The following is a 13,420-nucleotide window of genomic DNA, read 5'->3' as shown; positions in this document are numbered from 1 at the left end:
GGCGGGCCCGCAGGAGCCCGGCGCACCTGCGGGAACGGCCGAGGGCAGGGTCGGGCGGACCGCCCAGGCGCGCCGCGCCACCGACGACCAGTTAAACGGATTTTGTCCATTTAGCACGTATTGTCGCGTTATGCCCACGCCCTACGGTTCACGAGGCGGCATGGCGTTCAGCGCGGACGAGCTGCGGGTGCTCCGACGTGCCCTCGCCATCGCCCTCCACCCCATGCCCCTGTCCGACGAGGATGTCCAGGACTGCCTGCGGCTCGCGGGCTCCGTGGACGAGGCGGTCGGGGAGGCGGGCCGGCTGCGAGCGTTCCTCCTCGCCGACCTCGCCCGCTACCGCGCCGCCCTTCCCGGCTCCGTCACCGGCTATCTGGAGCTCCTCCAGGACGCCCTGGCGGCCGGATACGACCCCCGCCCCGACGATCTGGCGGCCCTGCGCGCCCTGCGCGGGAAACCGCTCGCCGCGGCCCTCCTGGAGCGCTGCCAGATCCTCGCCGAGCGCTCCGTACGGGCCCGGCTCGCCGGCCGCTCCGCCGCCCTGGTGGCCCCCGGCCCCCGCAGCCGGCTGCTCGCCCTGCCCGGCGGCCGGGCGGCCGACCGGGAACCGGAACGCCCCAAGGCCCCGGCCGCCCCCGCCCCCGCCCCCGGCCGCTCGCCGGCCCCCGGCCCGCGCCCGGCGCCCAAGCCCTCCGAGGTCTTCCCGCCCCGCCGCCGCCCCGCCCCGCCGCCCTCGGAGGAGGAGCGCGCCGCGGGCTGACACCCGCACCGCCCACGGACGCGGCGGCCTCCACGGGAGGTCGCCGCGTCCCGTCGTACGGGGCTCGCTACTCTGGACGGCATGGACTACGTATCCGCGCTCGTGCCCCCCGTGGTGATGGCCATCTTCTTCATCGGCCTGGTCGTGACGATCGTCAAGAGCCAGGGCGGTCCGAACAAGGCCAAGGAGGACGACGCCGTGGACGCGGCGATCGCCCGCGCGGAATCCGTAAAGCAGACCGCTCGTCCGGAGAATGCCTGAACGCGGAAGCGGCCCACCGGGACCCGCGGAACCTTCGCACCATCCCTGGAGCGCACGGCTCATGAGAGCCGTGCGCTCTTTTGGCTCTGTAAATAACCAGTCATTCGGGACATCTGGCACTAAAGTGATCCCGTGCCCCGCCAATTGGGAGAGCTGGAAGACGCCGTGATGACACGCGTCTGGCAATGGAACCGTCCGGTCACCGTGCGGGAAGTCCTTGAGGACCTCCAGCAGGAACGGTCCATCGCCTACACGACGGTGATGACGGTAATGGACAATCTCCATCAGAAGGGCTGGGTCCGCAGGGAAGTGGACGGCCGGGCATATCGATATACGGCCGTCTCCACCAGGGCCGCCTACTCGGCCGCACTGATGAACGAAGCCTGGTCGCACAGTGACAACCCGGCCGCCGCCCTTGTCGCCTTCTTCGGCATGATGTCGCCGGAGCAGCGCGAAGCACTTCAGGACGCTGTTCGTATGGTTTCCCCCAATGACGCGGAACCGACCGCCGGAGCCCCCGAAGGCGGAGCCCCAGCCGATGACGCGGAGCCGGAGAGCGGGCGATAGCGTCGGGGGCATGTCCTCAGAGCAGCCGCAAACCGAACCGGATACCGACTTTCATACCGACCCGTCGGTAAATAAGCCCGCCATCACCGTACGCCGGGCCAGGACGACCGATGTGTCATCCGTACGCAGGCTCCTCGACGGGTACGTGTCCGGCGGCATCCTGCTCGACAAAGCCACCGTCACCCTTTACGAGGACATCCAGGAGTTCTGGGTGGCGGAACGCGACGAGGATGCCCGGGTCATCGGCTGCGGCGCTCTCCATGTCATGTGGGAAGACCTCGCGGAAGTCCGTACTCTCGCCGTCGACCCCCGCATCAAGGGCGCCGGGGTGGGGCATCACGTACTGGAGAAGCTCTTGCAGACCGCCCGCTGGCTCGGGGTGCGCAGGGTTTTCTGCCTCACCTTCGAAGTGGACTTCTTCGCGAAGCACGGGTTCGTCGAGATCGGAGAGACGCCGGTCGACACAGATGTCTACAGTGAGCTGCTGCGTTCCTACGACGAGGGCGTCGCAGAGTTCCTCGGTCTCGAACGAGTGAAGCCGAACACCTTGGGCAACAGTCGGATGCTTCTGCACCTGTGATGCGCGGATGATGTGTGGAAGCCCTGCATCCCTATGTCCGAATCGCGCACGTTTCCCGCGTTCTCGATCCCCTGAACCTCTCCCGGGGGTTTGTGTTTTCCCGAGAAAAGCGGTTTCCTTTCCGCGTACTCCATTTTCGATGAAAGGAAATCCCGTGGCACAGAAGGTTCAGGTCCTTCTTGTCGATGACCTCGACGGTGTCGAGGCGGACGAGACCGTGACGTTCGCGCTTGACGGCAAGACGTACGAGATCGACCTCACCACGGCCAATGCGGACAAGCTTCGCGGCCTTCTTGAGCCCTACACCAAGGGTGGCCGCCGCACCGGTGGCCGTGCCGCCACGGGCCGTGGCAAGGGCCGCGCCGTCGCCGGCGGCAACAAGGACACCGCGGAAATCCGCCGGTGGGCGCGGGAGAACGGCCACAACGTGAATGACCGCGGCCGCGTTCCCGCCGAGATCCGCGAGGCTTACGAGAAGGCCAACGGCTGATCTGCCGGACTGCCGTTACGCAGCCCGGCCCGGGCACGCGACAACCGGACCCGATGGCATTCCGTCGCCGCGGCGTCCACCAGGCGTACGAGATCGGGGGCATCCCCACCGCTGCTCCCGAAGCCCGCGAGAGCGGGAAGCGCCGGCCCGGGCGTATGCCTCGGCTCGGGGGGCCGCAGCCACACGGCGGCCCCCGGCGAGCCCGCACCCCGGGGTGACGGAGCCGTGATCCGGCCCCCCGCCCCCACGGCGGTCAGATCGAGCGCGATCGGACCCCACTCCAGCCAGTCGAGCAGCCCCGGCAGCTCATCGGCGCCGCCCGCGGCGACCAGCAGCCCCATCCGCCCGCCGCTCAGCAGCACAGGACCGGTACGCACAGGGCGGCGCAGCAGGGCGTGACCGGCCTCGGCGGGAAGTTCCAGCACGTCGAACCGGAGACCGGTGAGCAGCCGCACCGGAGCGCGCCCCTCGGTCGCCCAGCCGAGCTTCCGCTCGTACCACCGGGCGAGCGCGGCGGGACCCGGACCGGCATCGGGTGACGAGCGGGGCGGCGGGACGGTGAGGACCATGTCCGATGAACCGGTCGGCCGCCCCCGAAGTTACGCAGAGCCCCCGCGCCGTCACGCTGAGTCCGGCTTTGAGGGGCGCGCGGGAGCGTGTTGCAGCGCAAGGTTGTTCGCCCGTAGCGGAGGGAACCGGGGCGCGCCGCATGGACTGTCAGTGATTGCGGGTAAGACTTTCCTAGTGGGAAGGGGCGACACGCAGGCCGAGGCGTCTCACGTTCGCCATCGGCGTACTGGCGAAAGGGGTATCTGCCTGGCCTGCGGGAACATCGTCTCGCACCATCGGGTTGGAGCAGTTGTCAGCTGTTCGGCAGTAAGAATCCCCGCTGGTGCGGGGTGATCCGGACGGATGTCGGCAGTTGGAATGAGCTGTCCCGTCCTGCGGGACTAGCATGCGGAAGGACTGGGAGGGGACCGACCCCTCACTGACCGACCGCTCTGAGGAGCGATTAACGATGTTCGAGAGGTTCACCGACCGCGCGCGGCGGGTTGTCGTCCTGGCTCAGGAAGAAGCCCGGATGCTCAACCACAACTACATCGGCACCGAGCACATCCTCCTGGGCCTGATCCATGAGGGTGAGGGTGTCGCCGCTAAGGCCCTGGAGAGCCTCGGGATTTCGCTCGAGGCGGTCCGCCAGCAGGTGGAGGAGATCATCGGGCAGGGGCAGCAGGCTCCTTCCGGACACATCCCCTTCACCCCGCGAGCCAAGAAGGTCCTGGAGCTGTCGCTCCGCGAGGCCCTTCAGCTGGGCCACAACTACATCGGCACCGAGCACATCCTGCTCGGCCTGATCCGCGAGGGCGAGGGCGTCGCCGCCCAGGTCCTCGTGAAGCTGGGCGCCGACCTGAACCGGGTCCGGCAGCAGGTCATCCAGCTGCTTTCCGGATACTCGGGCGGCAAGGAGACGGCGGCCGCAGGCGGCCCCGCGGAGGGCACGCCCTCCACCTCCCTGGTGCTCGACCAGTTCGGCCGGAACCTCACCCAGGCCGCTCGTGAATCCAAGCTCGACCCGGTCATCGGGCGCGAGAAGGAGATCGAGCGGGTCATGCAGGTGCTGTCCCGCCGGACCAAGAACAACCCGGTCCTCATCGGCGAGCCCGGCGTCGGCAAGACGGCGGTCGTCGAGGGCCTGGCCCAGGCGATCGTCAAGGGCGAGGTGCCCGAGACCCTCAAGGACAAGCACCTCTACACCCTGGACCTCGGCGCACTCGTCGCCGGTTCGCGGTACCGGGGTGACTTCGAGGAGCGCCTGAAGAAGGTCCTCAAGGAGATCCGCACCCGCGGCGACATCATCCTGTTCATCGACGAGCTCCACACGCTGGTCGGTGCGGGTGCCGCGGAAGGCGCCATCGACGCGGCTTCGATCCTGAAGCCCATGCTGGCCCGGGGCGAGCTCCAGACCATCGGTGCCACCACGCTCGACGAGTACCGCAAGCACCTGGAGAAGGACGCGGCCCTTGAGCGCCGCTTCCAGCCGATCCAGGTCGCGGAGCCGTCGCTGCCGCACACCATCGAGATCCTGAAGGGTCTGCGCGACCGTTACGAGGCCCACCACCGGGTCTCCATCACGGACGAGGCCCTCGTCCAGGCCGCGACCCTGGCCGACCGGTACATCTCGGACCGCTTCCTGCCGGACAAGGCGATCGACCTGATCGACGAGGCCGGTTCCCGGATGCGCATCCGCCGGATGACCGCGCCGCCGGACCTCCGCGAGTTCGACGAGAAGATCGCGGGTGTCCGCCGCGACAAGGAGTCGGCCATCGACTCCCAGGACTTCGAGAAGGCGGCTTCCCTCCGCGACAAGGAGAAGCAGCTGCTGGCGGCGAAGGCCAAGCGGGAGAAGGAGTGGAAGGCCGGCGACATGGACGTCGTCGCCGAGGTCGACGGCGAGCTCATCGCCGAAGTCCTGGCCACGGCCACCGGTATCCCGGTCTTCAAGCTGACGGAGGAGGAGTCCTCCCGTCTGCTGCGCATGGAGGACGAGCTCCACAAGCGCGTCATCGGGCAGAAGGACGCCATCAAGGCCCTCTCGCAGGCGATCCGCCGTACGCGAGCCGGTCTGAAGGACCCGAAGCGCCCCGGTGGCTCGTTCATCTTCGCCGGTCCGTCCGGTGTCGGTAAGACGGAGCTCTCCAAGACGCTCGCCGAATTCCTCTTCGGCGACGAGGACGCGCTGATCTCCCTCGACATGTCGGAGTTCAGCGAGAAGCACACGGTTTCCCGCCTCTTCGGCTCGCCCCCCGGTTACGTGGGGTACGAAGAGGGCGGCCAGCTCACCGAGAAGGTGCGCCGCAAGCCGTTCTCCGTCGTCCTCTTCGACGAGGTCGAGAAGGCCCACCCCGATATCTTCAATTCCCTGCTCCAGATTCTGGAGGACGGTCGCCTGACCGACTCCCAGGGCCGGGTCGTGGACTTCAAGAACACGGTCATCATCATGACGACCAACCTCGGGACCCGGGACATCTCCAAGGGCTTCAACCTGGGCTTCGCCGCCCAGGGCGACGTCAAGACGAACTACGAGCGGATGAAGGTCAAGGTCAACGAAGAGCTCAAGCAGCACTTCCGGCCGGAATTCCTCAACCGTGTCGACGACACGGTCGTCTTCCACCAGCTGACCGAGGAAGACATCATCCAGATCGTCGACCTCATGCTCGCCAAGGTGGACGAGCGGCTCAGGGACCGGGACATGGGCATCGAGCTCAGCTCCGAGGCCAAGTCGCTCCTGGCGAAGAAGGGCTACGACCCCGTGATGGGCGCCCGGCCGCTGCGCCGGACGATCCAGCGCGAGATCGAGGACATCCTCTCCGAGAAGATCCTCTTCGGTGAGCTGCGCCCCGGTCACATCGTGGTCGTCGGCGTCGAGGGCGAGGGTGACGAGAAGAAGTTCTCGTTCCGCGGCGAGGAGAAGTCGGCTCTGCCCGACGTCCCCCCGATCGAGCAGGCGGCAGGCGGCGCCGGCCCGAACCTGTCGAAGGAAGCGTGACGCGTTTGTAGGGCGTGAGCCCGAGCGTGTGTGAAGGGGCTGCCCCGGAATCGGCTTAACGGCCGGTCCGGGGCAGCCCCTTTCTCCGTGCGTCAGCCGGGAGGGGCATCGAGCCGGTCGCCCAGCTCCTGCGCCCCGATCAGACGCTGCCCGGGCAACCCGGTGACCAGCACCCGCAGGCCCGGCCAGGAGTGCAGCGGCGTGAGATCCAGTACGCGCAGGGCGGAGGCGTCCAGTCTGAGATGGGTGACCCCGGGGAAGAGCGGTCGCAGCATCCCGAGGTCACCGGCGTGGTCAGGGGCCGGTACGGACAGCTCCTCAACGGTGGGTACGGACACAGCGCGGGTCGGCCGGTGTGCCCAGGGGAAGGCGGTGAGGCGGAGAACGGTGATCCGGGAATGCTCCCGCAGTGCGTCGAGGGCATCGTCGAACGCGGCGAGTTCCGAGACCTCCAGCTCCCTGAGCGACTTCCAGGCACCGAGCCCGTCCAGGACGAGCGGACGCTGGCTGGTGACCGTCAGGTCGGTGACACCGGGGTTGGCCGCGATCTCGCTCAGTCGGTCCGCCTCCAGGTGCCGCAGCCTGAGGTGCGACAGGGCGGGCAGATCCGCCAGCGGCGCCAGGTCGGCCGGGAGCGTCCCCTGCGTGTTCAGAAACAGGTCTCTGAGCTGGTGGAGCCCGGCGAGCGGCGTGAAGTCCCGGAGCGCCGGGCACCATCCGAGGTCCAGTACCGACAGGGAGTCCGCGAAGGTGCTCAGGAACGAGAGCTCGGTGAGCCGTGTGGCCCTCCTCAGGAGCAGGCCGTCGAGCTGGATACCCGTCAGAGCCGCAGCGATCTCCGCATCGGACAGATCCAGGCGCAGGGACAGTGCCGGAACATACGGAAGGTGACGCAGCGCCCTCAACCGCCGCCGGTCGCTCACCGCGAGGACCGTGTGCCGGAGGTCGCAGTGAGTCAGTACCTCGGCGGCGTACTCCTCGGGAGGAAAGCGTTCCCACGCGCCCGCGAAGAATCGGCCCAGCCCCGGGCGCGCCCGCGCCCAGGCGCGGGCATGGGGCATCGCGGAGGCTCCCCCGATTCCGGTGATCAGGGTGGCCACGAACCGGGCTTCCGGCTCGGTCTCGGGCATCGCGCGCGGATCGGGCAGAAAGGCCAGCGCCGCCGGTCCGAGCCGGGCCAGGGCGCCCACCTGGTTGTCGCTGACCGGTGGGAAGAGCGCCGCCGTACTCTCCTGGACCGCCGTCCGCACCGCATCGTCCAGCCAGGTCGCATGCTGAGCACACAGGGCGGCCAGGACGTGGACGGTGGTGCGCGCCGCCGACTGGGCCCAATGCCGCAGACCCGCGTCGAGCAAACCGCGTACGAGCAGGGCGAGTTCCCGCCGCCCGCAGTGTCCCGCCGCCAACAGGATCACGTCCTGCCAGGGCTCCTCGTCCGCGTGCCCCAGCAGTTCATTGAGGTGGTCGTCCTCGATGAACTCTTTTGCGGCCAGGTAGTCCTGGAACGTGCGGTGGATGAACTGGTAGGTGTCGTCGGTGCGTTCCTGGAGCAGGCCGCTGCGGTTGAGCAGGTGCGTGAGGATCTTCGCGGGCGAGCCCTGGGCACTCACCCGCTCCATCCCCGCCAGTGCCCGGCCGAGCTGCCGCAGCGCCTGCCCCCGGGTGAACTCCGACTGGCCCTCGCGCACCAGCCAGACCGCGATGCGCTGGAGGAGCTGGGTGTGCTCCTCGACGCTCAGGTCGATGCCCTCGGGGTCGCCGATCCGGCGGCGTCGGTCGCGGTGGCCGAGGAGCATCTCCAGCGCCGAGCGGTACAGACTCCACCGCGTCTCCGGGAGGAAGCCGTCGCGGCGGCGGTGCAGGGCGCAGATCACCGCGCAGAGCAGGGGCGTACGGGCCAGGTCACGGAGCGTGGGGTTCTGGTCGAACTGGCGGGAGAGGTCCTGTTCCAGCGCGTCCAGGCGGTCGGTGTCGTCCTCCTCGGAGAGCCGGGCCGCCCGGTGCCAGGAGGCCACGAACGCCTGGATGTCCTCGTTCCGCATGGGCAGCAGGCGTAACTCGGCGAAGCCCTCCGAGCGCAGCCAGTCCGGTTCGACGGCCAGCGGTCGTACGGTCGCCACGCACCGGGTCTCCGGGTAGCGGGCCAGGAGCTGCGACAGCCAGTCGTGCGCCTGCTCCCGGTCCTCCGGCGGCACCTCGTCCAGGCCGTCCACCAGCAAGAGCGCCCGCCCGGACTCCAGGACCCGGCTCGCCCACCCCTCCGGTGCCGCGTCGACCACCAGGCCCGCCGCGCCGGACAGCTCCGCCGGGCCCGGGAACGTACCACCACGGGCTCGCAGCGTACGCAGTGGCACGACGAACGGGACCAGGCCGTTCAGCGGGGCCAGGTCGTCGTCCAGGGTGCGGGCCGAGGCGTGGGCGGCCAGCCACCACAGCAAGGTCGTCTTGCCCGCGCCCGCCTCGCCGCGCAGCAGGACCCGGGGGCGGTCGGTGAGGAGGGTGTCGATGCGCTGGGGGAGGGGCGCGGCGGGCTCCGCGGCTCCCCGGTGCCGTACCGTCCGGTCCTGCGCCTGGGCCTCCAGGCTGAGGTAGGCCGTGTCCAGGTCCCACTCGGAGTCGTGCCGGCTCAGCTCGTCGAGGCCGAAGATCTTCGTACGGCGGTACGCGACGCCCAGCGCCTGCGCGTACTCCGCCTCGTACCGCAGGTCTCTCGGGAAGTTGCCGTGGACGCGTTCCTCCCGCAGCAGGGCGCCGGTCCTGCGGTAGGCCTGCACGAAGGGCTCCGCCGCGAGGACCGGGCCGAGGGGGACGCACTCGACCCGGCGGCCCTCCCGCTGTCGCGGGACCTGGCGGGCGATGCCCAGGAGGATGTCCCCGGCGAAGACCGGGCCGCCGGAGAGCCCGGACAGGGCCGGCGGCTCGTCGTCGGGGCCGGCGGCGGGCGGGCCGTCCAGATCGCAGACCAGCAGGTCGCGGACCCGGCCCGCCATGGGCAGGACCGTCGCTGTGTAGTGGTCCGCCTCCAAGCGCTTGTCCGGGCCATAGCGCTGCACGCGCGGGAAGCCGGTGATCTCGCAGCCGGGGATCGCCTCGCGGGTGTCCAGCACGCCGAGCCGCACCGGGGGGATCGCCCGCACCGGCTCGGTGGCCTCCAGCAGGGCCACGTCCAGCCGGTAGTCGATCCAGGCGACCGTGGCCCGTACGCGCTCCCGCCGCGCGGGGTGGGCGATGTGGACGGACCCGGACTTGACCACATGGGCGCAGGTCAGGACCAGCCGGTCGGTGAGCAGGACGCCGCTGCCCTGGCGGATCGCGGAGACGACCACCGTACGGTCGCCGAGGTGGGTGACGGGCGGGGTCGCCGGGCTCACGGGCGGCCCGCCCCGTCACCGAACCCCGCCGTGTCCCCGCCCGGCCCGGGTCCGTCACCGAACCCCGCCGTCGACCCGTCGTCCTCGGTCCCGATCGCCCACGCCTCCCCGGTCACCGCGTTCCGCGGGCTCAGGGTGAACGCCACCTTGTGCGTACGGCCCGTCGCCCGGGACGCGTCCGCGCCCGCCTCGACCACCCAGGCCTTCACCTTGCCGCCCGCCTTGGCCTCCTTGCGCAGTTCGAGGGTGAACTCCATCTGGATGTCCCCGACGGCGAAGGCGAGCGGGCGGCCCGTGGCCCGGGCCGCCGCCTCCACCAGCTGGTTCCGGATGGATTCGACGGCGTCGGCGAGCTCGATGCCGTCCAGGTCGTGGGTGTTCTCGGCCGTCATGGTGGTCCCCCCGGGGTGCGGTTCCGCTTTCCCGTCAGCGTAGTGACGTAGCGGGCCGAAGGTCCCGAATCGGAAGGACTTAGGTCCCACCGGCGGTGACAAGGCGCACAGGCCGAAACAGGCCTACTACCCGCGCTAGGAGATGGTGCCGGGACCGGTGGAGGGACCTTCGGCCCGGCGGGCGGAGGCGGCCCCGGCGGGGCGGTCGATACGGCCCGTTCGCGGTGCCATGTCCGGAAAAGTGCCCCCAGAACAGCGTTTAAACCCCATTCGGGTGAGGGATTTCGTCGCCCGCTCCCGCCTCCCGAAACGGGACAACCGAGGCGAATTCCCAGGGCCCGCTCTACGGCTTTCCTTCGTAGATGGGGTGTTTGAGCACCGGCGGGGGTGCGGGTTACCAAGGTGGAGCAAGCCCGGACAGCACGCCGGGTCCACTCACCTTCGGAGGACTTCACCGTATGAAGCGCGCAACGAACCAGCACACCATCCGCCCGTCCGCCTCCCGCATCCGTGGCGCAGTCCTGGCCGCCGGCCTGGGAGCGTCCGTGGTGCTGGGTGCAGGCTCGGCGTTCGCGGCCGGCAACGCAGACGCCGCCGCTCCCCTCGCCGCGGGCACCACCGCCCAGTCGGTCGCCCAGCAGGCGGCCGCGCAGAGCAAGGCCGCCGACGCGGCCAAGAAGACGGCGGCCAAGAAGGCCTCCGACGCGAAGAAGAAGGCCGAGGACAAGAAGAAGGCGGCCAAGAAGAACGCCGCCTCCTGGAAGGCCCCGGTCAAGAAGTACACGCTGAGCGCCAGCTACGGCACCGGTGGCGCCCGCTGGGCCGCCAAGCACTCCGGCCAGGACTTCGCCGTGCCGATCGGCACCCCGGTCTCCGCCGCCCACACCGGCACCGTCGTGAAGGCCGGCCCGAACGGCGGCGGCGACGGCCCCGCGTACGGCAACGCCGTCGTGATCAAGCACTCCAACGGCAAGTACTCGCAGTACGCGCACCTGTCGAAGATCAACGTGAAGATCGGCGAGAAGGTCAAGACGGGCGAGAAGATCGCCCTGTCCGGCAACACCGGGAACTCCAGCGGCCCGCACCTGCACTTCGAGATCCGCACCACCCCGAACTACGGCTCGGCGCTGAACCCCGCCGCGTTCCTGCGCTCGGTGCACGTCTCCATCTGATCCGGCCGGCGTAACCGCGCGGACCTGCCGGGGAGACCCGGCGGGCGCGCAGCACAACCGAACAGAGTCAGTGGACCCGTTACACCCCGGTACCCGGGGCGTGCGCCCGGGTCACCCGATCGACGGCGACGTCGAGGACAGCCTCACGGCTCACTCCTCGGGGTCGCCGTCGGCGTTGTACCCGGCGGATCCCCAAAACCTCAGCCCTGCGGCTGCCGCTCGTCCGCCCCCCGCAGCATCGGGAAGCTCCCGGTCGCCGTCGGCGCGTGCTCCGGCAGCCACAGCACCGCGATCGCCCCGCCCGTGCCCTCCGCCGCACCCGAGGGCGCCGCGTTCCGGAAGGTCAGCCGGGCCCCCAGCACCCTCGCCTGGCCCGCCGCGATCGTCAGGCCAAGACCGTGCCCGTGCCCGGCGCGGTCCATGGAGCCCGTACGGAACCGGCTCGGCCCGTCCCGCAGCAGTTCCTCCGGGAACCCCGGACCGTGGTCCCGGACCCGTACCACCCGGCCCTCCACCGTGACCTCCACCGGGGTGGAGCCGTGCTTGGCGGCGTTGCCGAGGAGATTGCCCAGGATCCGCTCCAGCCGGCGCGGGTCGGTGGAGACCCACGACTCGTGCACCACCTGCACGGTCACATCCGGGTCCAGCAGCCCGATCCGGCGGCTGACGAACTCCCCGAGCGGCAGCTCCTGAAGCTCCGCCCGCTCCGAGGCACTGTCCAGGCGGGCCACCTCCAGCACGTCCTCGACCAGCGTCCGCATCGCCTGCGCCCGGTCCCGTACCAGCTCGGTGGGGCGGCCCGGCGGCAGCAGCTCGGCCGCCGTGAGCAGCCCGGTGACGGGGGTGCGCAGCTCATGGGCGATGTCGGCGGTGACCCGGCGCTCCGCCTCGATCCGCTCGTTCAGCGCGTCGGTCAGCGCGTCGACCGCCCGCGCCAGCTCGTCCGTCTCGTCCCGGACGACCCCGCCCACGGCCTCCCGGACCCGTACATCGGTGTGGCCCTCGGCGACCCGGCCCGCCGCGGCCGCTGCCTTGCGCAGCCGGCGTGAGAGCTGGCCGCCGATCAGGACGCCGAGCGCGCAGCCGCCGAAGACCACCGAGACCGAGCCGATGATCAGCGCCCGGTCCAGGTCGTCCATGATCGTGGCGGAGCGGTCCGCGAACCGGGTGTGCAGCGAGAGCACGTCCCCGTTGGCCAGCGGCACGGCCGCCCACACGTCCGGCGCCCCGTCGGCGCTCTCCGCCACATGCGTGGCCCGCCGGTTCTTGCGGACCTCGTCGCGCAGGCTCGCCGGGATCGTCGGGTCGTTGAGCTTCGCGCCGAACTTGGGCGCGTTCTTCTGCATGCTCGTCGCCTCGTAGAACCGCTGCGCGCCCAGCAGCCGCTCCAGCTGCACCTCGCGGGCGTTCTCGATCATCGAGACCCGGGCCGCGTTGTGCACCACGAGGCTCAGCGCCACCGCGATGAGCGCGCCGACCGCGGCGATGGCGATGCTGATCTTCCAGCGGACACCGGTCCGCAGGGCCAGTCGCTTCATCCGCGCAGCTTGTAGCCGAAGCCGCGGACCGTCTCGATCCGGTCCTGGCCGATCTTGGTGCGCAGCCGCTGGACGTGGACGTCCACGACCCTGGTGTCGCCGCCCCAGCCGTAGTCCCAGACCCGCTCCAGGAGCTTGTCGCGGGAGAGTACGGTGCCGGGCGCGGAGGAGAACTCCAGCAGCAGCCGCATCTCGGTGGGTGTCAGCGCCACCTGCTCACCGGCCCGCCGCACCTCCATCCCGTCCGTGTCGACCTCCAGGTCGCCGAAGACCAGCACCCCGCCGAGCCCCTCGGCCTCCCCCTCCGTACCGCCCTGGCCCGTGCCCTCCGGTCCGGCCGCGTGGCCGAAGCGGCGCAGCACGGCCCGGATGCGGGCGACCAGGACCGCGCCGTCGAAGGGCTTGGTGACGTAGTCGTCCGCCCCGGCCTCCAGGCCCAGCACCACGTCGATCGAGTCGGCCCGCGCGGAGAGCATGATCACGGGCACGGTCGACTCGTCCCGGATGCGGCGGCACAGGCTCACCCCGTCGAGCCCCGGCACCATCACGTCGAGCAGCGCGATGTCCGGCCGGTCGGCCCGGAAGGCCTCCAGGCCGGAGAGCCCGTCGGGCATCGCGGTGACCGTGAAGCCGACCCGCTCCAGGGCGAGCTGGGTGGCCTCACGGATGACGTCGTCGTCCTCGACGAAGAGGACGTGGGTCTCGGCCATGGACGTTGCGTCTCGCTTTCAGTTCCCGCTCG

At 70.4% G+C, this 13,420-nt stretch carries 12 protein-coding genes; 7 read left to right on the top strand and 5 right to left on the bottom strand.

Features of this window, described 5'->3' with window-relative positions:
- The first annotated feature begins 160 nt into the window (after positions 1-160).
- From IE264_RS05185 to IE264_RS05165, 5 genes are all read left to right on the top strand, one after another.
- Positions 161-760 carry a hypothetical protein gene (locus IE264_RS05185; protein WP_099127521.1) on the top strand — a complete coding sequence of 200 codons (600 nt, stop codon included), beginning with the start codon at positions 161-163 and terminating at the stop codon, positions 758-760.
- An 81-nt stretch (positions 761-841) separates the two neighbouring features.
- On the top strand, positions 842-1,021 hold the full coding sequence (locus IE264_RS05180) for a hypothetical protein (RefSeq protein ID WP_015609335.1): 180 nt from the start codon (positions 842-844) through the stop codon (positions 1,019-1,021).
- A 132-nt stretch (positions 1,022-1,153) separates the two neighbouring features.
- Positions 1,154-1,588 carry a BlaI/MecI/CopY family transcriptional regulator gene (locus IE264_RS05175; RefSeq protein ID WP_078657678.1) on the top strand — a complete coding sequence of 145 codons (435 nt, stop codon included), beginning with the start codon at positions 1,154-1,156 and terminating at the stop codon, positions 1,586-1,588.
- 10 nt (positions 1,589-1,598) lie between these two features.
- Complete coding sequence (locus IE264_RS05170; protein ID WP_203680862.1) at positions 1,599-2,168, top strand: amino-acid N-acetyltransferase; 570 nt, start codon at positions 1,599-1,601, stop codon at positions 2,166-2,168.
- A 154-nt stretch (positions 2,169-2,322) separates the two neighbouring features.
- Positions 2,323-2,658, top strand: coding sequence for a histone-like nucleoid-structuring protein Lsr2 (locus IE264_RS05165; RefSeq protein WP_003968298.1), 336 nt, complete (start codon positions 2,323-2,325; stop codon positions 2,656-2,658).
- Here the strand turns inward: IE264_RS05165 and IE264_RS05160 are convergent.
- Positions 2,637-3,227, bottom strand: coding sequence for an SCO3374 family protein (locus tag IE264_RS05160; RefSeq protein ID WP_015609332.1), 591 nt, complete (start codon positions 3,225-3,227; stop codon positions 2,637-2,639). The genes IE264_RS05165 and IE264_RS05160 overlap by 22 nt on opposite strands.
- A 449-nt stretch (positions 3,228-3,676) precedes the next feature.
- Between IE264_RS05160 and IE264_RS05155 the strand changes: the two genes are divergently transcribed.
- The gene (locus tag IE264_RS05155; protein ID WP_015609331.1) at positions 3,677-6,205 is read left to right on the top strand and encodes an ATP-dependent Clp protease ATP-binding subunit; all 2,529 of its coding nucleotides are present in this window, start codon (positions 3,677-3,679) and stop codon (positions 6,203-6,205) included.
- 92 nt (positions 6,206-6,297) lie between these two features.
- On the opposite strand, the gene IE264_RS05150 is transcribed toward IE264_RS05155, so the two are convergent.
- On the bottom strand, positions 6,298-9,576 hold the full coding sequence (locus tag IE264_RS05150) for a serine protease (RefSeq protein WP_032760854.1): 3,279 nt from the start codon (positions 9,574-9,576) through the stop codon (positions 6,298-6,300).
- A complete protein-coding gene (locus tag IE264_RS05145) occupies positions 9,573-9,968 on the bottom strand; it encodes a trypco2 family protein (protein WP_032760853.1) in 396 nt (131 codons plus the stop codon). The genes IE264_RS05150 and IE264_RS05145 overlap by 4 nt, the downstream gene beginning before the upstream one ends.
- Before the next feature lie 458 nt (positions 9,969-10,426).
- Here IE264_RS05145 and IE264_RS05140 point away from each other — a divergent pair, with 458 nt between their 5' ends.
- Positions 10,427-11,140, top strand: coding sequence for a M23 family metallopeptidase (locus IE264_RS05140; protein ID WP_015609328.1), 714 nt, complete (start codon positions 10,427-10,429; stop codon positions 11,138-11,140).
- 200 nt (positions 11,141-11,340) lie between these two features.
- On the opposite strand, the gene cseC is transcribed toward IE264_RS05140, so the two are convergent.
- Together cseC and cseB are read right to left on the bottom strand one after the other, a co-directional pair.
- On the bottom strand, positions 11,341-12,678 hold the full coding sequence (gene cseC / locus IE264_RS05135; RefSeq protein ID WP_032760852.1) for a two-component system sensor histidine kinase CseC: 1,338 nt from the start codon (positions 12,676-12,678) through the stop codon (positions 11,341-11,343).
- Entirely contained in the window at positions 12,675-13,388 is a 714-nt protein-coding gene (gene cseB, locus IE264_RS05130; RefSeq protein ID WP_015609326.1) for a two-component system response regulator CseB, read from the bottom strand. The genes cseC and cseB overlap by 4 nt, the downstream gene beginning before the upstream one ends.
- Between the last annotated feature and the right edge of the window lie 32 nt (positions 13,389-13,420).

The organism is Streptomyces microflavus (assembly GCF_014650075.1).
GTDB lineage: Bacteria > Actinomycetota > Actinomycetes > Streptomycetales > Streptomycetaceae > Streptomyces > Streptomyces microflavus.
Note: the sequence above shows the minus strand (reverse complement) of the source record. Positions and strands in the feature narration are given on the sequence as shown.